The 26,897-nt window shown below is 46.8% G+C and carries 7 protein-coding genes; 2 read left to right on the forward strand and 5 right to left on the reverse strand.

The window, feature by feature from the left end; genetic code table 11:
- Positions 1–4 precede the first annotated feature (4 nt).
- Together SEDOR53_RS0102105 and SEDOR53_RS16890 are read right to left on the reverse strand one after the other, a co-directional pair.
- On the reverse strand, positions 5–3,106 hold the full coding sequence (locus SEDOR53_RS0102105) for a SusC/RagA family TonB-linked outer membrane protein (protein WP_037360396.1): 3,102 nt from the start codon (positions 3,104–3,106) through the stop codon (positions 5–7).
- A gap of 319 nt (positions 3,107–3,425) precedes the next feature.
- Complete coding sequence (locus SEDOR53_RS16890; RefSeq protein ID WP_037360399.1) at positions 3,426–5,771, reverse strand: RND family transporter; 2,346 nt, start codon at positions 5,769–5,771, stop codon at positions 3,426–3,428.
- Between the two features lie 244 nt (positions 5,772–6,015).
- Here SEDOR53_RS16890 and SEDOR53_RS16895 point away from each other — a divergent pair, with 244 nt between their 5' ends.
- Positions 6,016–21,483, forward strand: a complete 15,468-nt coding sequence (locus tag SEDOR53_RS16895) for a gliding motility-associated C-terminal domain-containing protein (RefSeq protein ID WP_037360402.1) — start codon at positions 6,016–6,018, stop codon at positions 21,481–21,483.
- A complete protein-coding gene (locus SEDOR53_RS0102120) occupies positions 21,480–22,517 on the forward strand; it encodes a PorP/SprF family type IX secretion system membrane protein (RefSeq protein WP_026768224.1) in 1,038 nt (345 codons plus the stop codon). Before SEDOR53_RS16895 ends, SEDOR53_RS0102120 begins: the two co-directional genes overlap by 4 nt.
- A gap of 7 nt (positions 22,518–22,524) precedes the next feature.
- Here the strand turns inward: SEDOR53_RS0102120 and SEDOR53_RS16900 are convergent, their stop codons facing one another.
- The 3 genes from SEDOR53_RS16900 to SEDOR53_RS0102135 are packed head-to-tail and all read right to left on the reverse strand — an operon-like array spanning position 22,525 to position 26,884.
- Positions 22,525–23,178, reverse strand: coding sequence for a hypothetical protein (locus SEDOR53_RS16900; protein ID WP_051347686.1), 654 nt, complete (start codon positions 23,176–23,178; stop codon positions 22,525–22,527).
- Complete coding sequence (locus SEDOR53_RS0102130; RefSeq protein WP_026768225.1) at positions 23,178–25,904, reverse strand: OmpA family protein; 2,727 nt, start codon at positions 25,902–25,904, stop codon at positions 23,178–23,180. The genes SEDOR53_RS16900 and SEDOR53_RS0102130 overlap by 1 nt, the downstream gene beginning before the upstream one ends.
- Positions 25,889–26,884 carry a PorP/SprF family type IX secretion system membrane protein gene (locus SEDOR53_RS0102135; RefSeq protein WP_051416453.1) on the reverse strand — a complete coding sequence of 332 codons (996 nt, stop codon included), beginning with the start codon at positions 26,882–26,884 and terminating at the stop codon, positions 25,889–25,891. The genes SEDOR53_RS0102130 and SEDOR53_RS0102135 overlap by 16 nt, the downstream gene beginning before the upstream one ends.
- Positions 26,885–26,897 lie beyond the last annotated feature (13 nt).

Genomic DNA, 26,897 nt, shown 5'->3' on the forward strand with positions numbered 1-26,897 from the left:
TTGGTTAGAAAGTGAGTTTCAAATTAACTCCCATGGTACGTGTCGATGGGTTTGAGTTAAACTGCAACCCCTGGAAATTGCTGGATCCAAAAAGGTTCTGCTCCGGATCGAAATGCGGATAATCTTTTGCCCACAGGAAAAGATTCTGGCCATAAATACCGAATTCGATAGCGCCAAACGGAGATTTGTCAACCAGTTTTTTGGGTAGCTTGTATGACAAATTCATCTCCCTTACCCTTACCCAGGAAGTATTCAGAATAAAACCTTCCGCCGCCACATATTTTCCGCTATTGCCCCAATATTGTTCAGCAGTGATAGGAACATTTACCGCGTTACCGTTTGCATCGACACCTGTAAACTGGTAATTTTTCAGTAATGTAACATTGTCTTTGTCAAACCTTGGCAAAGCAGCTGTTTCAATAGCTACACCATTACTCCGCAGGTCTTTCACATCTCTTGAATAGATATCGCCGCCGCTGCGGATATCCACTAGCACATCCAATGTGAAGTTTTTATAGCTGAAGGTATTGGTGAGGCCGATCGTAAATTTAGGATTCGGATTACCAATTTTAAATACACTGGAAGTTGGCAGCGGCAATCCTGAAGCGGAAAGTATCATCCTTCCCTGTGCATCGCGCTGGTATTTGTTACCATATATCTGTCCGAATTCATCTCCTTCCACCAGTCGTACGTTCGGTGTTGTAAAGCCTCCCAAAGTGATTACAGAAACACCCGGCGCCAGTTTTGTTACAGTTGATTTGAATTGTGTATAGTTACCATTGATGGTCCAGTTGAAATCCCTGAGCTTAACAGGTGTCAGCGTAAGTCCTAATTCAACACCTTTTGTTTCAATCTCTCCGGCATTCTGGAAAACAGAAGTTACACCAGAAGCAGGTGATACAGGTACGCCAAATAATCCATCGGTCAGTTTACGCTGGTAATAGTTCGCTTCAATGATCAGTCGGTTGTTCCACAGGTTCACATTGGCACCGACTTCCCATTCAGTTGTAAACTCAGGCTTGAGCTTCGGGTTACCTGCACTGTTGGAAATAGTATAAGCAAGCAGGCTGTTGAAAGGTATGGCGATAGAAGGTCCGAAGCCATCTGATGCCCCCCCGGTAACAGCATAATTATCTGTATTATATGCGCCTGGTCCGCGACCCACTTTACCGATATTGGCTCTTAATTTCACCTGGTTTACAAAGTCTGATTTGATACCGGGCAATGCTTCAGAAAGTAGAACGCTTACGGCAGCGGCCGGATAGAATACAGACCTGGTTGCTTCAGGCAATGTAGAAGGAAGATCATTCCTGGCTTTCACGTTCAATGAGAGCCAGTTCCTGTAATCCACTACCACATCTCCAAAGAATCCAATAGTCCTGGTTTGCGAGGTACCGAACGATGGCGTAAATACCGTTGCATTTTTCATCTGGTCGAACCCTTTAATGCTCAGAGAAGTTCCTACAACAGTGGACGTATTGGAATAGTTGTCAAATATTTCATTACCCAAAGTTGCAGCAACATTCAATGATCCGAATTTCTGGTTTGCATTCAGGGTGAAGTAAGAGTTGAAGTTTCTTACGGTATTCCGGACTTCTCTTACGCCACCTGTACCGCTTGAGCTGGTATTACCGCCTCCGCGAATGCCAATCTCATCAAATCCGTGTGCTTTGAAAGAAAACACATCGGCACCAACTTTCAGATCGGCATTTAGCCAGTTATTGAACTTATATTTCAGGCCGGCATTGCCAAAGAAACGGTTGGTCTCATCATTGTAGCGAACATTATCCATCGACCAATAGGGATTGTCTTCACTGCCATAGAACCATTCATTACCTGCAGCATCATAATAGGGAAGCTTGGTAAGATCATAACTACGCGGAATAAACCATGCCCTGAAAATAGGGTTCGACAGCTGGTTACCCTGTTGCGTCCTGTTCGAAGCCGTATTGTTGTAATTCAGAAAAGCTGATGCAGTCAGTTTGGAAGTCAGTTCTGAATTCAGATTCAGCGTAAGTCCGTTTTTACTCAACTTATTATTCCTGAGCACATAAGTCTCCTGTGTATTATTATAAGACAGCCGGTAAGTGGTCTTATCCGATCCGCCGCTGAAACTGATAGAATTCTGCGCACTGTATCCTTTCTGGAAAATGTCTTTTACGTTATTAGGATACGCAGCCAATTGTTCTGATTTGCCAAAATAGTTGGTCACGGTTTGTCCCATGATCAATGGCCCCCAGGAAGAGGCATTATTAGTAACGTATAATCCTCCTGCACCCTGGGCATAAGTATTTTGGAACTCTGGCAACCGGTTCACTTCAACCATACTGTAAGAACTAACCACTTCCACATTATCTTTTACTCTCTTTCTACCTTTCTTGGTGGTCATAAGGATCACACCACCTGCACCCCTGGAACCATAAAGAGAAGTAGCAGCCGCTCCTTTCAGAATAGTCATCGATTCAATATCGTCGGGATTGATATCCACCACCCTGTTGGAGGTAGTTGTTCCGTTCTGCAGGGAAACACCGCCACCGCTATTATCAATAGGTACTCCGTCTACGACAAATAAAGGAGCACTACTACCTGTCATGGAAGTATAACCACGAATGAGGATACTGGAACCCGTAAAAGAACCGCCTGTTCCCTGGGTCCTTACACCCGGCGCTTTACCCGAAAGTGCATTGCTGATATTGGAATTACGCGTAGAAGTAAGTTCATCGGAATTGATCACTGGCGTGGAATATCCCAGCGTTTTCTTATCTCTCCTGATTCCAAACGAAGTAACCACTACTTCAGAAAGATTAGATTCTTCGGATTTGAGTTGTACTGTAAAAGAAGTGGAAGATCCAATGGTTATAGTCTGTGACGTATAACCAACATAAGAAAAGACCAGCGCTTTGGAAGCTGAGGGAATGGCAATACTAAAACCGCCGTCTGCTTGGGTTTTAACACCACTTTTCCCATCCTGGGTTACAATAGAAACTCCCGCAAGCGGAGCTCCATCTTTCGCATCTGTTACTTTACCGGTAATGGTGCGACTTTGAGCGAACAATTGTGTAGACAGAAACACAAAGCCCGCAAGAAAGACAAATAGTTTTCTCATACGCTTTAGTTTTGATATTATAGATCAGTTAAAACTACCAATTATTTATCAAAAAATGCCGGATCCTGCCGAAGAAACTTAAAAAAAAATTAATGAGAGGTAAGTGCCTTCAGTTACATAAGATGAAGTTACAGGATAAAGTACGGGATAGATAGGGCGATCAAATGAGTATAAACAACTATGAGACGACCGGGTATGGGGCATAAATACCTTATAGATATCCCATTCTAAAGGGTTTATTACCTATTGAGAGGAATGCCCTGATTGATAAATAGAGTGAAGGAAACCCGACATTGGCTTCAGGAAAACCTTCATTAAATCAACCAATGGCTGTTTTTTGTTTCCGGCCGGAAGTATGCAATATCAGCACCGGTAACAAGATCAGGTTGGTGAGTGTCCCCGTTACCAGGGTCAGTGAAGTAAGCCAGCCTAAAGCCTTGGTTCCACCGAAATCACTCCAGCAGAAAATGATGAATCCGGCGATCAATACCAGTGAAGTATAGATGATGCTGATACCGGTATGCCTGATCGTCTGCACCAGGGTTGCCGATACCTGCTTGTTGTAATGCGGCAGTTCCTGTTTATAGTTGATGAGAAAACGAATGGTCACGTCAATAGCTATTCCCAATGCCACACTGAACACCAGCACGGTGGATGGTTTCAATGCAATGCCTGCCCAGCCCATTACACCGGCCGTGATCACCAGCGGAATGAGATTGGGTATCAGCGAACAAACCAGTATGCGGAATGAACGGAACAAATAGAGCATACACAAAGTGATCAGCAGGAAAGCCCAGCAAATACTTTCCTTCAATCCTTTGATGATGAAACTGGAACCTTCCAGGAACGTGATGCTGCTACCTGTAAACGTTACATGGTAACTGGCCGTATCAAAAATTTCGTTGGCCTTGTGTTCAAAATCTTTCAATAGCATGGGCAACCGGGCGCTGCCCACATCTTTCATATTCACACTAATGCGCGCTACCTGCCGCGAGCTGTCCATAAAACTGCTCATCAGTTGTGCAAAGCTTGATTTTTTTTGATTGCCTCCGGCGCTGTCGGGCCGGGCTTTCAGATAAGGGGCCATGAATGCCAGGTCTCCTTCGTAAGGAATGGCATAGCTTAGTGTATCACCATCGAAATAAGCCTGCTTGGCGAACTTCAATCCTTCTACAAAAGACAGCGGCCGCGCGGCTTCCGGACTGTTTGCTATGTATTGCGAGAGTTCTTCAATATTTGCAATGGGTTTAACAGAGCGCACCAGTCCGTTCTTCTTTTTGGTATCCACCAATATTTCCAGTGGCATCACGCCGCCGAAATTGCTTTCAAACCATTTCAGGTCGGTATATATTTTATCGTTTTTAGGAAGATCATCCACAATAAATCCTTCACTCTTGATCCGCAACAATCCGATTGCGGCAAATAAGGTCAATATCGCTGTTACGCCATACACCCATTTTGCGTGGTGGAAGGTCCAGCGTTCGATACGCACCAGCACACGTTCTAAAAATGCGTTGTCGAGGTAGCGGGTGTGTTTGTTTTGCGGAGCGGGAAGATAGCTCAATACCACCGGTATGAAAATGAGTGAAATAAGGAACAGGGCAATAATATTGATACCTGCCACCGCGCCAAACTCTTTCAATACCGCACTGCGTGTAAGCGCAAATACAGCAAAGCCAATAGCCGCGGCAATATTGCAAAACAGGGTAACAATGCCCATTCTCCCCACCATGGTCACCAATGCTTTTTGCTTATCGCCGGTCTCCCGGTAGGCAGTATGGTATTTATTAAGAAAATAAATACAGTTAGGAACGCCGATAACCACCACCAACGGCGGAATAATCGCTGTGAGTAGGGTGATCTTGTAGCCAAACAGCACCACAGTACCCAGGCTCCAAACTACTCCCATCCCCACCACGAACAAGCTCATGAGCATGGCACTGACAGAACGGAAGAACAGGATCAGGGTAATGGCCGACAGCAATAGAGAACCGATGAGAAACCAGTTCATTTCATCTTTGATGCGGTTGCTCATGATAGTCCTGATATAAGGTAGCCCGCTCATGTGTACCGGCACCTGCGCTTTTTGCTCAAAAACCTGCACCTGCTTTACAATGTCGTTGATCAGCCGGGTACGACTCTTGCTGTTGACCGTATCCTTATTCACATTCACACCCATCAGATAAGAACGAGTAGTGGGATTGTACAGCAGGCGGCGGTAAAAAGGCAGGTTTTCAAAAACCTGGCGTGCGCTGTCGAGTGAAGCCTGGCTGGTGTATGGATAATTAAATATTCTATATGGCAACAGCCGCTTATTCAGGGTATCATTTTGCAGGTTTACGACCTCCGGTATACTGGCGATATCAGTCACCCCAGATACTTTTTTTAACTGGCGATGCAGTTCACCTACTTTATTGAAAAAATCTGCAGTAAAGAAGCTATCTGATTGAATGCCAATTACTACAGTCGATCCATCTCCACCAAATTTCTGTAAAAAAGCCTGGTAATCACGGTAGCGAGGGTTATCGTCGGGGATGGCTTTGGTAAACTCATAACTCAGTTTTACCTGGCTGCCGAAGTAACCCATGACGGCCGTAGCAGCCAGTAAAAGAATCAATAATATCAGTCGGTTTTTCAGGATGAATTGCCCCAGGCGATACCACATAAAAAGGTTAAGAATTTATTAAATAATAATATCTGCAAAAAGCCCTAAGAGGCTCAAGCGCAATACCGTTACCTATCATAAAAAGACTACAAAGAAAAGAAGAAAGGACTACATCCGGTCACACAATATTAATCGAACATTGAACGTTGAAATGACCCTTGTTTGACCTGTGCGATTGATGAATTTTAAAATCCAGCGGATGACCCATTTTTAGTCAATGGTTTATGCCCCCCAAACATCCATTATGAGAAACCACAGGCATATATATCTGCTGCCCTTTCTTCTACTGTCGTGCCTGTATAATAATGTTTCCCTTGCCCAAGGAGTTTGTAACAGTACGGCGCTTGCTCCCGTTTACAAACAAGATTTTAGCTTTGCATCGAAATCATCTTCTAAAAGTCAAGTCCCTCCTGGCTTCATCACAAATTATAATTTCGGCACCGATAACAATGGCTCTTTAAATGATGGGTATTATATTGTAACACCACGAATTGAAAATGGCGGTCACGCTGATTGGACTACCGGGGGAGATCATACCGGCAACACCAATGGCAACATGCTTTTGATAAACGCCGGCAGACCTTCTGCAGGTCCTGTTGATCTGATTTTTTCACAGCAGGTAAATAATCTTTGCCCTGGTTCCGTGTATAGTTTTTCAGCATGGCTTGTCAATGTAAATACAAATTCCAAAACGGTTCCCATCTGTGGTCCCTTTGGTTCATCCGGAACCATTCCTGCCAAAGTAACATTTAACATCAAAAACACTTCCGGTACTGTTTTACAGACTTATACCACACCTGATTTACCGCTTACAGCTACCCCAGCAGGTCCTCCCAACTGGCAACAATATGGATTTCAGTTTACGCTTCCTGCCGGAACCACTTCATTGGTTCTGGAAATGCGAGATGCATGGGGTGGGCAGTTGAATTATTGCGGCAACGACCTTGCTGTTGACGATATTCTTTTTTCTGCTTGTACCCCAACTGTAACTACTTCTATTAATTCTGCTACTTCGGCATCTGTTTGTCCCGGTAGCAGTATTACCGTTAACAGTGCTCTTACAAACAGCCCTTTCTCCAGCCCCGCTTACCAGTGGCAGAAAAGTACTAACGGCGGCACCACATGGGCAAATGTGGGAACGCCTGGCACAAGCGCCAATAACTTCACACTTACCAATGTTGCAGCAACTGATGCCGGAATGTATCGCGTACTGGTAGGGCCCGATGTATCCAGCTTGTCAAGCAGTACCTGTGTTACCGCGTCCAATTCCATTACGCTTAATGTATACCCGTCTCCCGCAGTTTCCGTAACCGGCAGCAGTCCGGTTTGTTCAGGAAACAGCGTTGTATTATCATCCACAGCTTCCGGTGGAACACCTGGATATACTTATAGCTGGACGGGCCCAAATAGTTTTGCATCTACAATCAGCAACCCGTCTATTCCCAACTCCACAACAGCGGCGTCCGGTACTTATTCTTTAACTGTTACCGACACTAAAAGTTGTACTGCTACTGCAAGTACTGCAGTTACCGTTAATCAAACACCTGTGGTAGCAGCCATCAGCGGCCCTAATGGGGGATGTGCGGGAAGTACCATCCAGTTGAGTAGTTCCACATCAGGAGGTACGTGGACCAGCAGTAATACATCCGTTGCTACTATTGACAATACAGGGCTTGTTACCATTGTTGCAGGTGGCACCAGCACCATTACCTATACCGTTACCAATAACGGATGCTCTGCTTCGGTAACCAAAAACATTGGCGCAGCCAGTGTTTTTATGAGTCCTGATTATTTGGAATGTAATAACGGGGTGAGGACCTACGACAGTACTGCTGCAAATCCTTATCGCGTTAAATATGATAATCCTGTAACCGGTACTTATAACTGGAAGATCACAGATGGAAATGGCACAGATGTAACTAGCAGTGTATTTAAGAATTCATCCACCGGTCCTTACCCGAGTGTACAACTGCTAAGAGGTAATTGGTATACCGTACAGGTAATTTACACCAGCAATGGCATTACCTGCACCGCCAGTCATAAGGTCTACAAAGAAATAAATGTAGCCGATACCATAGCCGGGTCCCGCGACACCACTGTTTGTTATACCACCAACTCTATACCCATATCGGTAAAAACATCTGCTGTTGTAACTACACTTAATTGGGGTACTACGGGTAGCGGAAGTTTCTCTCCTAATAATTCAATTAATACCACTTACACGCCAAGTGCTGCTGATAAAGCCAAAGGCGTGATCACACTTTATGTAACTGCAAGCACTTCTATCAATGCTACCGGTTCCTGCGGCTCTGCAACTGCCACGGACAGTATGAAGCTGCGCATTTATCCTAACAACACGGGCAAAGATTCTGCAAAGACCGTCTGCTCCAATCAAACCGTCAACTATACACCTGTTTCTGCCGTAGCAGGCAGCACTTTTTCCTGGGCTTCTGCCGTTACTTCAGGTAGCATTAGCGGTAACTCTCCATCAGGCACCGGCAATATCACCGATTCACTAATCAACCTTTCGAATACCAGCAATGGTGTAGTTAATTATACCATTACACCTTATGCATTTACACCTTCGAATGTGAGTTGTCCGGGTTCACCTTTTAATTTTACGGTAACATTGCAACCCCGACCTGCCGTTAATATCACTAATAATACGGCATCGCTTTGTACCGGAACCACTACGAACATTCAATTCAATAGTTCCATTGCTGGTTCTCTGTACACCTGGAGTTCATCCGTTATTTCAGGTGCTGCCACCGGTAATTCGTCCAATGCTGTACCATCTGCTACCAATACCATCAACGATGTATTAACCAACAGTTCCACTACCGCCAATGCAACGGTGCGTTATCGCATCACAGCAATTCCTCCGACTGGTTGCAGCAGAACAGATTCAACCGATGTGTTGGTATATGCATTGCCTACCAAAGCCGTTGCCGGCAGTGCGCAGTCACTCTGCAGTGCTACTTCCACGATGCTGACAGGTAACACACCCATTATCGGTACAGGCACCTGGACCCTTGCATCAGGCCCTTCAGGCAGCAGCTTCAGCAATCCCAATGCGCCATCCACTGCTGTAAACGGACTTACAGCCGGTACTTATAAGTTCGTTTGGTCTATTGTCAATGGCTCTTGTGCTGCTTCAACCGATACGGTTACCGTAACGAATAGTGCAACAACCGTAGCTGGTACGCTCGCATCGCCTGCCACTGTTTGCGCTGGTTCTAATACCGGCACACTTACACTCTCCGGTTATACAGGAAGCATCCTCAACTGGCAGTCTTCTACCGATGGCGGTACCACCTGGACCAATATTGCCAATACTACGAACACTTACACTTACAACAATCTTACCACCAGTACTTTCTTCAGGGCTGTGGTACAAAGCGGCGCTTGCAGCACTGCAAGTTCACCCTCTGTTGCCATCACCGTTACACCTGCTTCCAGCAGCGGTAACCTCGCAGCCAATGCTACTGTTTGCGCCGCCAGCAATAGCGGCACCCTCAACTTAACAGGCTACACCGGCACTGTGACTCGCTGGGAATCTTCTACTGACAATGGTGCTACCTGGGCCAGTATTGTCAATACTACCAGCAGTTACAGCTATGCCAATATAACTGCCACAACACTTTACAGAGCTGTTACACAAAGTGGTAATTGCGGAATCGTTAATTCCAATAATGTTACTATTACCGTAAATCCGCAAACAGTTGCCGGTACACTGGCTGCCAGCAACACCGTTTGCGCCACTGCGAATACCGGCACCCTTACACTCTCCGGTTATACTGGAACCATTCTCAACTGGCAATCTTCTACTGACAATGGTACTACCTGGACCAACATTGCCAACACTACTGCGAACTATACTTACAATAACCTGACAGCTACTACTCTCTTCAAGGCGCAAGTGCAAAGCGGCGTTTGTAACACCATCAGTTCCAATGCCGTTACCATTACCGTTATGCAGCCTGTAACTGCTGCCAGTGCTGGTCCTAATCAGGCATTGTGCAATGTTACATCCACTACTATGGCCGCCAATGCACCTACATCGGGTACCGGCACATGGACACAAGTATCCGGCCCTACTACTGCCAGCTTCACCAATATCAACAACCCGTTTACCACTGTCAATAATTTAACAACCGGTACTTACCAATTCCAGTGGAACATCACCAATGGCCCTTGTGCTTCTTCACAAAGCACTGTTCAGGTTACCATCGATCCGCAAACTGTTCCAGGCACACTGGCATCACCTGCTACTGTTTGTGCTACTTCCAACACCGGCACGCTTACACTTTCCGGTTATACTTCAGCCATTCTGAACTGGCAGTCTTCTACTAACAATGGAACTACCTGGACTAACATCGCCAACACTACTGCCAACTATACTTACAATAACCTGACGGCAACCACCCTCTTCAGGGCACAGGTGCAAAGCGGCAGTTGTGCAGCCCAGTATTCTAACAATGTAGCCATCACAGTTGCACAGGCAGTAACACCTGCCAATGCCGGTCCTAACCAGTCGCTTTGCAATGTTACCTCTACCACCATGGCAGCTACAGCCGTGAGTTCAGGTACCGGCACCTGGACACAGGTATCCGGACCAAGTACAGCCAGCTTCACCGACAGCCATAATCCCTTTACTACTGTAAACGGATTAACCAGTGGTATCTATCAATTTCAATGGACTGTTTCCAATGGCGTTTGTGCCTCTTCACAAAGCACCGTACAAATCAGCATCGATCCGCAAACCGTTCCCGGATCTCTCGCATCACCTGCTACTGTTTGTGCTACTTCCAATACCGGCACACTTACACTCTCCGGTTATACTTCTACTATATTGAAGTGGCAGTCTTCTGCTGACAATGGTACTACCTGGATTGATATTGCCAATACCACCAATACATATACTTATACTAACCTTACCGCCACTACCCTGTTCAGGGCTTCTGTAAAAAGCGGCGCCTGCGCAGCGCAAAACTCAAACAATGTAGCCATCACGGTGCTGCAAACAGTGACGCCTTCTGTTGCCGGAAATGATCAGCAACTCTGTAATGTTACATCTGCTACCATGGCCGCTAATGCGCCTACATCGGGTACCGGTACCTGGACACAGGTTTCCGGACCTACTGCCGCCAGCTTCACTGACACCCACAATCCCAACACTACGGTGAACAACCTTAGTTTCGGAACCTATCAGTTCAAGTGGACTATCTCCAACGGATACTGCGCCAGCTCGCAATCTACCGTTAATATTACCGTGAACACACCTAGTGTGCCAGGTACATTAGCCGCCAATGCTACTGTGTGCGCTACTGCCAATAATGGCACATTAACGCTCAGCGGTTACAGCACTAATATTGTTCGTTGGGAATTCTCTACCGATAACGGCAATACATGGACCAACATCGCCAACACAGGCAATACCAATACTTATAATAACCTTATTGCTACCACTCAGTACAGGGCATTGGTACAAAATACAGTCTGTCCTGCTGCCTATTCAAACGCGGCCATTATTACCGTGTTCCAGCCGGTTACCACTTCCAATGCAGGGCCCGCTCAAACATTGTGTAATGTTACATCTGCAACACTGGCAGCCAACGCGCCTGCATCGGGCAGCGGTACCTGGACAAAAGCTTCCGGCCCAACTGCCGTTAGCTTTACCAACCCCAATGATCCGAATACTACTGTAACCGGACTTGCTACCGGCATCTATCAGTTTGTATGGACCATCTCCAATGGTGTTTGCGCTTCTTCTCAAAGTACGGTACAAGTAGAAGTAGATGCACTCACAGCACCAGGTACACTCGCCTCACCCGCTACTGTTTGCGTTACAGCCAATGCAGGTACACTTACGCTCAGTGGTTACAGTACCAATATACTTCACTGGGAATCTTCTACCGACAATGGTAATACATGGACCAACATTATCAATACGGCCAATACTTATACTTACAACAATATTCCGGCAACAACCCTTTACAGGGTGTTGGTGAAGAATGGTGTATGTGCTTCACAGTATTCCAACAATGTAGCCATTACCGCTTTAGCGGCCGTATCAACTGCCAATGCAGGAACTGATCAGCAACTCTGTAATGTTACTTCCGCTACAATGGCCGCTACGCTGCCCACATCGGGCACCGGTACCTGGACCCAGGTAAGCGGCCCTTCTACTGCAACCTTTACCAACCTGCACGATCCCAATACAACTGTCAATGGACTCAGCTTCGGCACTTATCAATTCAAATGGACAGTCTCCAACGGATATTGCGCCAATTCAGAAGCCACAGTCAACATTACAATAAACACTCCCAGTGTTCCGGGAACATTGGCTGCCAATGCTACGGTTTGCGCTACCGCCAACAACGGCACACTTACACTTAGCGGTTACAGCACTAATATCGTTCGTTGGGAATCTTCTGCTGATAATGGCAGTACATGGAGCAATATTGCCAATACAGCCGCTACTTATACGTATACCAATCTGGCTGCTACTAGCCTGTTCAGAGCCCTTGTACAAAACACTGTTTGTCCTGCACTCTATTCCAACCAGGTAGCCGTTACCGTATTCCAGCCCGTTACCGCTTCCAATGCTGGGCCCAATCAAACACTTTGTAATGTTACCTCTGCTACGCTCGCTGCCAACGCACCTACATCGGGTAGCGGTACCTGGACAAAAGTTACCGGTCCGTCTGCAGTTACTTTCACCAATCCCAATGATCCCAATACAACTGTAAGCGGACTCATTGCAGGTACTTATACATTCCAGTGGACCATCTCCAATGGTGTATGTGCTTCCAGTCAAAGTACTGTGCAGGTACAAGTTGATCCAGCCACCATACCGGGCACACTCGCTTCACCTGCTACTGTTTGCGCTACAGCCAATGCGGGTACACTGACCCTCTCCGGTTATACATCCGCTGTTCTTCATTGGGAATCTTCTACTGACAACGGCAACACCTGGGGGGCCATCATCAATACGAACAGTACCTATTCATACAGTAACTTAACCTCTACTACCTTGTTCAGGGCCTCTGTTAAAAGTGGTTCCTGTGCAGCACAGTATTCCAATAATGTAGCCATTACAGTTGTGCCAGCCGTTACCACCGCCAACGCCGGCACCAACCAAACACTCTGTAATGTAACGGCCACTACACTGGCTGGAAACATTCCCACATCCGGTACCGGTACCTGGACAAAAGTTTCCGGCCCTACTTCGGTTACCTTCACCAATGCCAATGACCCCAATACAATGGTCAGTGGATTAACAACTGGTACCTACCAATTCCAGTGGACCATTTCGAATGGCGTATGTACTTCCAGTCAGAGTACCGTACAGGTTGAGGTTGATCCGGCAACTGTTCCTGGTACACTGGCATCGCCTGCTTCTGTTTGTGCTACCGGCAATGCAGGTACACTTACCTTATCGGGTTATACTTCTTCAATTTTAAAATGGCAATCTTCTACCGATAATGGTAATACCTGGTTGGACATTGCTAATACCAGCAACACATACCCTTACAATAACCTTACTCAAAGTACTTTGTTCAGGGCTTCTGTGAAGAGCGGCGTTTGTGCAGCACAGTATTCCAACAATGTAGCCATTACCGTAATGCAGGCTGTGACTACTGCTAATGCAGGCCCCGATCAACAGCTTTGTAATGTTACTTCTGCTACACTGGCAGGTAATACACCTGCTTCCGGTACGGGCACATGGTCTTTCGTGAGCGGACCTTCGGCTGTTACTTTTACCAATCCGAACAATCCAACTACTACGGTATATGGTTTAACAACGGGAACTTACCAGTTGCGTTGGACCATTGCCAACGGACCTTGCGCTGTTTCACAAAGCGTGATGAACATTACTGTATTTGCACCAAGCGTTCCTGGCACACTGGCTTCCGATGCCACTGTATGTGCTACTGCCAATGGCGGTACGGTTGCACTCAGTGGTTACAGTACCAATATCCTGCGTTGGGAATCTTCTACTGATAATGGCAATACCTGGACCAACATTGCCAACACAGCTAATACTTTTAACTACAGTAACCTCACTGCTACCACCAAATACAGGGCGTTGGTACAAAATGGTATTTGCCCAGCATTGTATTCCAACCTGGTTACGGTGAATGTGATCCAGCCGGTATCAACCGCCAATGCGGGGCCTGACCAAAGCATCACTTTCATTTTTGCTACTGCACAACTGAATGCAGTTCCGCCTACATCAGGAACAGGTCAATGGTCTCAACTGACAGGCCCCACAACCGTTAGCTTCGTGAATACTGCCGATCCTAAGACCTCCATTACAGGACTCACATATGTTGCCGGAACGCCCCCTTCAAATGGTGTGTATACATTCCGCTGGACTGTATCTAACGGCATATGTGCGAATTCTTATGCCGATGTGACCATTACTGTTGCACCACCTACGAATCCTGGTGTGATTGGTCCGGACCAGGTAGTTTGCAGAGGCGTCAATCACGGTACACTTACTTTGTCTCAATATAATGGAACCATTCTTCGATGGGAAGATTCAACAAGCGGATCAACATGGCAACCGATCGCCAGTACAGTTGGTGCCAATACACCTACTTATACATTCGACAACCTTATTGTAACTACTTACTACCGGGCATTAGTACAAGCATCGGGCGGACAGCCATTGTATTCAGGTGTTTCGGCTACCATCACTGTTGTGCAACCGGTAACGCCTTCCAATGCAGGACCCGATCAGAGCCTTTGCAGCACTTCTACTACAACGTTGGCAGGTAACATACCAACCCAAGGTACCGGTAAATGGACACAGACAAGTGGATCTCCTACTACTATTGTAAACCCGCTTGACCCGAATACTGTTATAAACGGATTGGCTGTGGGTACTTACCAATTTGCCTGGACTATTTCCAATGGCATCTGTGCCGATTCAAAAACATTTGTGAATATTACGGTACATCCGCTCACTGTTCCCGGAAACCTGGTAACCCCAGCTACTGTTTGCGCTAACCTTAACAATGGTAACCTCAGTCTGAGTGGTTATACCGGTAGCATTCTCAAATGGCAATCTTCTACCGATAATGGCACCACCTGGGCTGATATCGCCAACACTACTGCCGGCTATACTTATAACAACATACCTGCTACTACGGAGTACAGGGTATTGGTGCAGAACAGCCCTTGTCCGTCACTGTACTCCAATATTGTTACCATCACTGCATTGCAGGCTGTTACTACTGCTCATGCAGGGGCTACACAAGAGCTCTGTAATGTTAGTTCAGCTACACTGGCAGGTAATACGCCCACTTCCGGAACAGGTACCTGGTCATTCGTAAGCGGACCTTCTACCGTTACTTTCAACGATATACATAATCCTACAACTGATGTATACGGATTGGTACAGGGTACTTATAAATTGATGTGGACCATCTCTAATGCTTTGTGTACACCTTCAACAGATGTTGTAACGATCAATGTTCATCCGCCTACTGTAGCAGGCTCACTCGCTGCACCGGCTACCGTATGTGCCACTTCCAATAACGGCATACTCAATCTCACCGGTTATACAGGTACCATTAACAAATGGCAATCTTCTACCAATAACGGTGCTACCTGGACTGATATCTCCAACACCACTGCCAGCTATAACTACAGCAACCTTACTACTAATACACAATTCAGAGCCGAGGTACAAAACTCGGTTTGTCCTTCACTTGTTTCCAATGTGGTAGCGATTACCGTGATACAACCGGTGACCACTGCTAATGCAGGACCTAATCAACAACTCTGTAATGTGGCTTCCACAACACTCGCCGGTAACAACCCAACTTCCGGTACTGGTATCTGGACACAGGTAAGTGGGCCTTCTACCGCCAGCTTTGTCAATCCAAATGCTTACAATACGACCGTGAATGGTCTTGTTGCCGGCACTTACCAGTTCCAATGGACCATCTCCAATAACACCTGTACCAGTTCACAGTCAACTATGAATGTAACGGTGTATGCTGCTACTGTAGCTGGTTCTCTGGCTGCACCCGCTACGGTGTGTGCTACATCCAACACCGGTACACTCAACCTTACCGGTTATACAGGTACCATCAACAAATGGCAATCTTCTGTTGACAATGGTGCTACCTGGATAGATATCACTAATACTACCGCCTCTTATAATTATACAAACCTCACTGCCACTACCTTGTTCAGGGCTCAGGTACAGAATGCGGTTTGCCCCGCATTGCCTTCCAACAATGTAACCATTACCGTACTCCAGCCGGTAACCACTGCCAATGCAGGACCTGATCAACAACTCTGTAATACTACTTCCACCAGTTTGGCTGGTAATGTACCTGCTTCCGGAACTGGTACCTGGTCGCAGGTAAGCGGACCTACTACTGGTTCTTTTGTTAATAACACCGATCCACATACGGTTGTTAATGGTCTTACTGTGGGCACTTATACATTCCAATGGACCATCTCCAACAGTACTTGCGCCAACTCGCAATCAACTATAAAAATAACCGTATATCCTGCTACGGTTGCCGGCTCATTGGTTGCACCGGCTACTGTATGTGCTACTGCCAATACCGGCACACTCAATCTCACAGGTAATACGGGCAACATTAACAAATGGCAATCTTCTATCGATAACGGTACTACCTGGACCAATATCACTAATACTGCAGCCAGCTATACTTACAATAATCTTACTACTAGTACCCAGTTCAGGGCCGAGGTGCAAAACACTGTATGTCCCGCACTAGTTTCCAATGTAGTGACTATTACGGTGATACAGCCGGTAACCACTGCTAACGCAGGACCTGATCAACAACTTTGTAATGTGGCTTCCGCTACACTTGCCGGTAATAACCCAACTTCCGGTACCGGTACCTGGACACAAGTAAGCGGACCTTCTACCGCAAGCTTCGCCAATCCAAATGCTTACAATACTACTGTTAGCGGCCTTGCTACCGGTACTTACCAGTTCCAGTGGACTATCTCTAATAATACCTGTGCCAGCTCGCAGTCGACCATGAAAGTAACCGTGTATGCTGCTACGGTTGCCGGCTCACTCGCTGCGCCTGCTACTGTGTGTGCTACTGCCAACAACGGCACGCTCAACCTCACCGGTTATACAGGTACCATCAACAAATGGGAATACTCTATCAACAATGGTTCTACCTGGACTGATATTGTGAACACCACTGCCAGTTATACTTACAATAACCTTACTGCCAATACGCAGTTCAGAGCAGAAGTGCAGAATGCGGTTTGTCCCGCGTTGGTTTCCACTGCTGTAACCATTACCGTGCTTCAGCCGGTAACAACTGCCAATGCAGGACCTGATCAACAACTCTGTAATGTAAGTTCAGCTAAGCTCAGCGCTAATACACCTACTTCCGGAACCGGTACCTGGAGTATGGTGAGCGGACCTGCTGCTGTCAGCTTCACCAATCCTAATGACCCGGCTACCACCGTGAATGGATTGCAGACAGGCACTTACCAACTGGCATGGACCATTACCAATGCAGCCTGTACGCAATCGACCGCTACCATGAAGATCACTGTGTATGCTGCTACAGTAGCAGGCTCACTCGCTGCACCCGCTACTGTGTGTTCTACTTCCAACAACGGCACGCTCAACCTCACCGGCAACACAGGCGCTATTAATAAATGGCAGTCTTCTATTGACAATGGCACTACCTGGGCAGATATCGCCAACACTGCTGCAAACTATACTTACAATAATCTGAATACTACTACACAATTCAGGGCACAAGTACAAAATGGTGCTTGCCTGGTGCTGGCTTCCAGCCCGGTTACTATTACCGTACTGCAACCGGTTACCACTGCCAATGCAGGACCCGATCAGCAACTCTGTAATGTGGCTTCCACCACACTCGCCGGTAATAATCCAACTTCGGGTACCGGTACCTGGACAATGGTAAGTGGTCCTTCTACTGCCAGCTTCACCAACCCGAATGCTTACAATACTACGGCGAATGGTCTTGTTGCTGGTACTTACCAGTTCCAGTGGACCATCTCCAATAACACTTGTGCCAGCTCACAGTCAACCATGAAAGTAACCGTGTATGCTGCTACGGTTGCCGGAACACTCGCTGCACCTGCTACTGTATGTGCTACTGCCAATAACGGCACACTCAACCTCACCGGTTATACAGGCGCCATCAATAAATGGCAATCTTCTATTGACAACGGTACTACCTGGGCAGATATCGCCAATACCGCCGCTGCCAATTACTCATACAACAACCTGAACACTACCATGCAATTCAGGGTGCAGGTGCAGAATGTTGTTTGTCCCGCGTTGGTTTCCTCTGCAGTAACTATTACTGTGCTTCAACCGGTAACCACTGCCAATGCAGGACCTGATCAACAACTCTGTAATGTAAGTTCAGCTAAGCTCAGCGCTAATACACCTACTTCCGGAACCGGTACCTGGAGTATGGTGAGCGGACCTGCTGCTGTCAGCTTCACCAATCCTAATGACCCGGCTACCACCGTGAATGGATTACAGACAGGCACTTACCAACTGGCATGGACCATTACCAACGCAGCCTGTGCGCAGTCAACTGCTACCATGAAGATCACCGTGTATGCAGCCACCAATGCAGGTTCACTGGCTGCTCCGGCTACTGTGTGTGCTACTGCCAATACCGGCAACCTTAACCTCACCGGTTATACAGGTAACATCAACAAATGGCAGTCTTCTACTGATAATGGTACTACCTGGACCGATATCGCTTTTACCGGCGCCGGTTATACCTATAACAATCTTACGGCTACTACCCTGTTCAGGGCACAGGTGCAGAATGGTGTTTGTATAACGCAAGCTTCCAGTCCGGTTACCATTACCGTATTGCAGCCTGTAACCACCGCACATGCAGGTCCTGCGCAGAACCTCTGTAATGTATCCGTTACGCAGTTGGCAGCCAATGCCCCTTCTTCCGGAACCGGTACCTGGTCTTTGATTAGCGGTCCCTCTATTGTTGTATTCTCCAATGTAAATAATGCCGCTACTACGGTCAGCGGCCTCCAGCCCGGCACATACAAATTCGCCTGGAATATTTCCAACGGATCCTGTGCCGATTCTAAAGATTCTGTAGCCGTTACCGTATTTGCATTGTCTAATGGCGGCAAACTGGCGCCGGATGCTTTCGCCTGTGTAACAGGAAATGCCGGCACGCTGCAAGTGACAGGTTATACCGGCAATATTGTTCGTTGGGAAATTTCAACCGACAGCGGTACCACCTGGAACAGCACCAGCAATGTGGCTGCTACATACAATTACAACAACCTGTTGACCACTACCCAGTTCAGGGTATTGGTGCAGAATGGTCCTTGCAGCATAGCATACAGCAATATTGCCACCATCAATGTGCGACCGGCTTCTGTGGGTGGCAAACTAAATTCAGCCAGCAGTGCAGTTTGCGCCACAGCTAATATCGACAGTCTCCGCCTGACCGGTTATACAGGCGTGGTACAACATTGGGAATATTCTACAGATAAAGGCGCCAGCTGGACCAGTTTCATCAACAGCGAGGATAAATACACTTATACCAACCTTACTACCACTACCTGGTTCAGGGTACTGGTACAGAGCAGTGTATGTTCCAGTGCCTATTCAGACACTTTTGTTGTACGGGTTGATTCTGCTACAGTTGCCGGCAAGCTGGCCAGCGATGCAGTGGTTTGTTATAATGCCAATAATGGTTCCATCAAATTGTCGGGCAGAACAGGATCTGTGCTTCGCTGGGAATTCTCTACCGATAGTACCCATAGCTGGAACGCGCTCAACAACAATACAAGCGATGTTCAACAGTACAACAACCTCCTTACTACTACCTGGTACAGAACATGGGTACAGAATGGCACTTGCGCTTCTATGGCAACCAATGTAGTTACCATCACTACTATGCAGCCGGTAACGATTGCACATGCAGGTCCCAATCAACTGGTTTGCGATGGCAGCAGCCGTGTAACACTGGCCGCCAACCTTCCCACATCGGGTGTTGGAAAATGGAGCATGGCTTCAGGTCCGTCTACACCTTCATTCCTGAATGTACTGTCTCCCAGCACCGATGTATCGGGTCTGCAAAAAGGTGTTTATAAATTTGTATGGACCATTGCCAACGATGTATGTAACAGTTCATCCGATACCGTTACCATTACCATCGACAAACTACAAACCGGGTTCAGGTTGAGCGCCATCAATGATTGCGGTAAAACAACTTTCTTCTTTACCGATACTACCAGCACGAGCTTTGGTATCCAGAGCTGGAAATGGTACACACCGGGTGTTGGGGGCGATACCGTTCGAACCAGGAACAACAGCATCGTATACACTGCCGATGGCATGCAGAGCATCGCTCTTACTGTTCAAAGCAACAGTGGGTGCGTTAATACCCGCCAGGCGAATTATAAAGTAACCGTGTTCAATTTCCCGCAGGCCAATATCAATGCCTTAACTGAGATCTGTAAAACACAGTTCATGAGGGTATCGCCCGATGTACATTCCAAAGATTCCATCGCTTACTTCTTGTGGAACCTGGGCAACGGTAAAAAATCCCTCGACAGTGTTGTTACCGTACAATATGTAGAAGACGGCAATTATACCGTTAAGCTTACAGTAGCTACCATTAACCGTTGCTTCGACTCTGCTTACAAGGCCATCACCGTTCACCCCATTCCTGCTGTTACGATCACCAGCAATACCAATGTATGTAAGGGTGATACGGCTACCCTCAAAGCCGATGGCGCTGCCAGCTATATCTGGAGCGATCAGAACAATAATATCCTTTGCAGCAACTGCCAGGTGCTGAAGGTGCAGCCCGGCTCCAGCTCACAATACAAAGTGGTTGGTGTGAGCCAGTATGGATGCAGTGAGATCCAGACGACTAACCTGCACCTCGTACAACCATTGAAGATGCTGGCAGCTCAGGGAGATACCATCTGTTATGGCCAGTCGAAACGATTATTTGCTGCCGGCGCCAACTCTTATACCTGGTACCCTGAAACAGGATTGAGTAATAAGAACGCTGCAACACCTGTTGCAAGCCCTCAGCAAACCACTACCTATCATGTGATTGGTAAAGACCAGTATGGATGTTTCGCCGATACTGCCGAGGTTAAAATGGTAGTGGGTCTCCCAACAGCCATTCACATTGGAAAAGATACGGTAATGTCGGCAGGAGATATACTGCAGATCAAAACAGTAACAGAGCGTCCGGATATTGTGAAGTGGGCATGGTATGGTTCATCCAACCTCTCCTGCTACAACTGCGCCACACCGCAACTGAAAGTGGGTGATGATGTATCGCTGATATGCAGGGCCACTAACCGTTACGGATGTATCAGCATAGATACCCTGAACATCAAGACCTTCTGTCCGGGCACCCTGGTATTCATCCCCAACGCCTTCTCTCCTGATGGCGATGGCATCAACGATGTGCTGATGATACAGGGCAAGGGCGTGAAAGTGATCAAGAGCTTCCGCATCTTCAACCGTTGGGGTGAAGTGGTATTTGAAAAAATGAATTTCCAGCCCGGTGACCCTGCTTATGCATGGGATGGCAAAGTGAGGGGTAAGCCGGCAACACCCGATGTATTCGTATATATATGCGAGGTGATCTGTGACAAAGGTGTTCCATCCTTCTTTAAAGGCAACATAACTATTTTAAAATGATAAAGCAATCTACCCTTCGGATGCTCGTGGCCTGGTGCTTGCTACTGCTTTGCAGTAATAGGGTAGCGGCGCAGGACTACACATTCTCCCAGTTTTATGAGCAACCACTGCTCAGGAACCCCGCGCTGGCAGGCATATTCACGGGTGATATACGCTTATCACTCGCACACCGCGATCAATGGGGCAGCGTTACCGTTCCATACAGGACCACTTCTTTCAGTGCAGAGTACAAAATACCGGTGGGGACCAAAGACGATATCGTTACCGTGGGTACGCAGATGAGTATGGACGGCGCCGGTGACCTCAGGCTCAGGAGAACACAGATTCTGCCAGTAGTGAATTTCCACAAAGCACTTAGTGAAAACAGCGATACTTATTTGTCCGCCGCATTCATGGGCGGCCCCGTTTCCAGCCAGTTCGATCCATCACAGATGAAGCTGGGCGACCAATACCGGGGAGGTAGTTTTGATCCATCCAATCCTACTTCACAACCCATTACTGCAACAGGATATTCTTACTGGGATATGGCAACCGGACTCTCCTTCAGCAGCTCGTTCAGTAATAAAACCAGGTTTTATGTAGCAGTAGGACTTTCGCATTTCAACAACCCCACCATCACTTCCGTGACCGGTAACGTGGAGAACTTCCTGAAACCCCGCTGGTCTTTTAACCTGGGAGTGAATGCTCCTTCCGGCGAGAGCGGACACCTGATTGCCTTTGTAGATTATTTTGCCCAAAACGGTGGCAGGCAGATACTGGGCGGCGCCCTTTATGGCGTAAACATCAGGGAGTACGACAACAATGAGCCGGATATCATGTACATCGGCAGTTTTCTGCGTTGGGGCGATGCAGCCATCCCTACTGTTAAACTGGAATTCGCTCACTTCAGCATCGGCGTTAGTTACGATATCAACATTTCCAAACTGAAAGTGGCTTCCAATCTCAGGGGCGGACTGGAACTGACGGCTTCTTACCGCGATTTCTTAAAGATCAGGAGTTCTACGCTGGACAAAGTGCGTTGCGTTCGTTTCTAATACTTCATCACATCACAAAAAAATAAGCGCCTACCTGGCACAAAATACCGGTAAGCAAACCGGTATACACTTCTTTGCTGTTATGATCACCTAATAACAGGCGGCAGGTACATACCAGGCCGGCCAGCAAAGTAGCAATGGTGATAGGCAGTCCCAGTGGTTGCTGGTAGTAAAAAGAAAAAAGGATGATGGCCATCATGCCCCCACCTGCTCCCATCGCATGCATGCTGATCTTTTGATAATTGTTCACGATCAGTCCTACTACCGTAGCCGCAAACATGCCCATGAAGAAAAATTTCAGCACTTCGGGCTGGTCAGAAAAATTACGGCTGAGATAATACATCCACCAGTAAAAGAACATGGTAATAACATAAGGAACGATCCTTTCTTTTTGTGTGCGGAGGAAAATGCTTTCGCTGAACTTCAACCGCCACAGCAGAAATACCGAGAAAGCGGGAAAGAAAGCCGTCATCCAGAACAAACCGAATAAGCGCATTTTCAACTGCCACTCCGTGATCCCCGCGAACTCATAAGGGAACTGGTAGATCAGGAAAAAGAATACATACGTAGGAATAAACAACGGATGCAATATGTATGAAACCAGTTTTGCAGGTACGCGTAACACTGGTGTTTCGATCAGGTTCATTTCTTTGCTGCTCATCATTTTTTGTTGACCTTGATGAAGTACACCACCGTGTTATGCTCCAGGTCGCTCGTTACATTCACTTCGGTACGTTTGTTACCATCGGTAATGATCATGAGCGCCGAGTTGGGTGGTGTGATCCCCAAATTTTCTGCAAAGAAAATCAATTCATTCTTAGTTTGATCAGTATTCAGGTTTACATAGAAAGTAATTGGCTTGTTGGTCTGCAGCAGTTCCTTATATACAACCAATTTTTTATTATATATTACTGAAACTGAATCATAGTCGAACACACCATTATCGTACAGGTCTATCCGCACAGAATCGGAAGTGGAATAGATATCGAGTGGCTTGCGCGGTATGCGTTTGGTCATTTCCTCTACCAGGTCGGGCGATTTGATGGAAGGCAGCATGTTTACCAGGGAGCTGATATTCATTTTATGCGGCAGCTTTTCAACATCTCTTCTTGCAACGGTTTTATCGAAACCTTCCCTACGGCCCGTTACAACGGGTTCAGCTTTCTTCGGTATGGTAGTGCCCTTATCTTTTGGCTTTTTAAGTTTGAAAGCTGTGGGCTCATCACCCCTGTCACTTTCTTTTTTCTTCGACGTAGCTACTGCTTTATTGTTTGCAGCTTTGTTATCATCAGTAATTGCAGACTTATTAGCAATAGATACATCTTTATTTCCGGCAGTGATGCGTTTGCTCTCTCCAGATACCTGTCTATTACCTTCAGCAGAAGTAATACGCTTGCGCTCGCTAACCGTAGGGTATGCGGCAGAAACACTAACCGCACCAGTTTCGCCTGCATTTTCATTGCCAATGATATCCAATTCTTTTCCGGAAGGGGTCCATTTAGGATGAAGCGCATGTGTCAGGATCAGGTCAGACCGCCTGTTCGCGATTTGTTCTTCAATGTTCACGCGTTTGGCTTCATAACAGGGTAAGATCAGGTGTTTTTTCCCGAAGAAATCTGTGTTGATGCGTGCAGAAGCGATTCCTTTTTTCTCAAGATATTCTTTTACCGATTCGGACCTCCTCCTGGACAATCTTTCATTATTCTCTTTGCTTCCGATACAATCGGTGAAGGAAGCCACCAATATATTCAGTTGGGGATCTTTTTTCAATTTGCTTACGATCCTATCGAGCGTTGCATGATCCACCCGCCTGATAGCTGAGCTGGCAAAATTGTAATTCACGTACAACCGCTCTACAGTAGCTGCATTCACAGAATCCATCAACGCTTGTTTGACCTTGTTATCTTCTGCCACGCTGCGTGCGATGGAATCGGCCTGCGCTTGTTTTTCCTTCACCACTTTTGCCCAGTAATCACTACTATCTACAGCGGGAGCGAGTTTGGCGGTATCTTTATACAGGATGGGCACGGCTTTGTAGAGTTCCAGGCAACACAATGAATTGCGGTCGGAGCTCAGGTATGCGGTATCTGTATACCGGTCTTTACTGAAATAAACATCGTTTTTTACCGAGTTATAGGGGTATCCCATATTAGTTACTTCCGCAGACCATTGGTTATTTTCAGGCGTACCATATATCCGGTAAATATCTAATCCACCCATACCGGCTCTTCCATCTGAACTGAAGAAAAGTCTCGAAGAATCGGCATCATAAAAAGGAGAAGCCTCTTCTCCATCACTATTGATGATCTTGCCCAGGTTGATGGCTGCTCCCTGAGGTTTTGCGCCTTCCATATTGATCAACCACAGGTCGAACTTACCATAACCGCCGGGCCTGTCGGACGAAAAGAAAAGATGTTTCCCGTCACGTGTAAGAAATGGTTGTCTTGTATTATACCCCGGTGCATTCACTACAGCTGGCAGGGCCACCGGCACAGTCCAGTTACTGTTGGCATTTTCTCTTTGCATATAAAAGATGCCATAATTCGTACCGGAAGATTTATCGCCGTTCCTCCACCCGGTGAAGAAAACAGTTCTTCCGTCTGCCGACATCGAAGAAGCCGCCATATTCATATCGCGTACCGAAACGGCTGCGATCTTTTGTACATTATCGTTGTTGAACTTGCCCGAGAAAAGCCGGATGGGGTATTCAATCTCATGTTGTTTAGAAGGTTCATGCTTTGAGCTGCTGAACCAGAAAGTAGAATCATTGATCTTGTCCAATGCGAAAATGGAACCATCGCCCGATGGCAGGTTCTTGATCTTTGTTATCACCGCTTTGGGAGGCAATACCCTGTTGGCAATGACAAAGTCGGTGTTAGCGAGCCCAATCCTTGCCATTTGTGCATAGGCATCTTTAGGCCGGTATTTTTTGAGAAAGTCTTTGAACACCGTAGCGGCTTTCTCAGGTTGGTTATTTGCATTCAGGCAGATACCATACCATAACGATGCCAGCGGAAACCGGGTATCTTTGGTGGCTATGTATTGTTCATAAGGTTTCAATGCTTCCTGATAATGATAACCCAAGCGGTAAGATTCCGCCAATTGATACAATACATAAGGCTGCTGCGATGATTTGGTTTTAGAAAAAGCTTTCTGGTTAGATGATTGGTAAGGATATAGGGGTGCGACTCCGTCAAGCGCCGCACTATCGTACAAAAGCGACGCATAGAGTTTGGCCGCCGTATAATAGTCTTTCATCTTAAAGCTTGCATCGGCCTTCTTTTCAATTTTCCTGGCATTCTGTGCTTGCACACCTGCTGGCAGGAGATAACCGACAAGAACAGTGCACACCATGCAAACCAAACTATGTTTTATAATCTTGACCATATAAACCTTGTATCTTTCTTTTTCTTTTTATGAACAAAGCTGAGAGAGAGTTCATACCCGCTGTTGCTCGACGCCACTGTTTTGTATTGCGAAATATTGATATCATAACTCAGTCCCACTGTTAATGTACCGAAACGCAATCCCAGGCTGGGTGCCACCGCATCGTTGAGGCGGTATATTCCTCCCAGTATCAACTCTTTGTCCTTTTCCAGTTTCAGGTCAAGACTGAGGCCCGCTACTGTTTCATCTGCATCGCCTTGGCGTATGTACGCTGCATGGGGCGTTAAATCGGCTGTTGTACTCAATTGTATCCGGGCGCCCGCATGTACCAGGTAACGCATGGGTATTTTACTGTCGTCACTACCCGTTAAAAACCGGTTGACGGGTTGTGTAGGATGATAAAGGCTCACGCCAATGAATGGGTTGAATTTTTTCGAAGGGTCGCCATCGAAATACATCAATCCGATACTACCGTCTACCGATGTGGCGGAACGGTAAGCAAATACTTCATTGCTGGGGATGGAAGGATCGTACCCAATAACCGGGTTGAACTGGTTGCCATACTGAAACTTATTCGGATCAACGCGCCTGTTGAGCATACCCACCTGGAAGCCTGCACTCAGCATCTTGAACTCCGATAGCTGTGCCAGGTATGAAAGGGAAAGCGCACCATTCACATATTGGTAACCGCTGCTTACAGCAGTCTGGTTGATCATGGTCAGCCCCAATCCAAAACCATGGGGCAAAGATGCATCTACAGTAAGTCCTTGTGTGTTATAAGGATCGATGGCAGAAGGCAGTTGCTTGCGGTAATTGCCGGTAACACGCCAATCACCATCGATAACACCTGTCAATGCCGGGTTGAGCCACAAGGGATAAGCATAATACTGTGTAAAATGCGGATCCACCTGCGCCTGCATTTTAGATGCAGTCGCCAGCAAAATAAGAAACAAGAATAGAAATTTACGTACGCTGTTCATGTATATTCTTCTG

Source organism: Asinibacterium sp. OR53, assembly GCF_000515315.1.
Lineage (GTDB): Bacteria > Bacteroidota > Bacteroidia > Chitinophagales > Chitinophagaceae > Sediminibacterium.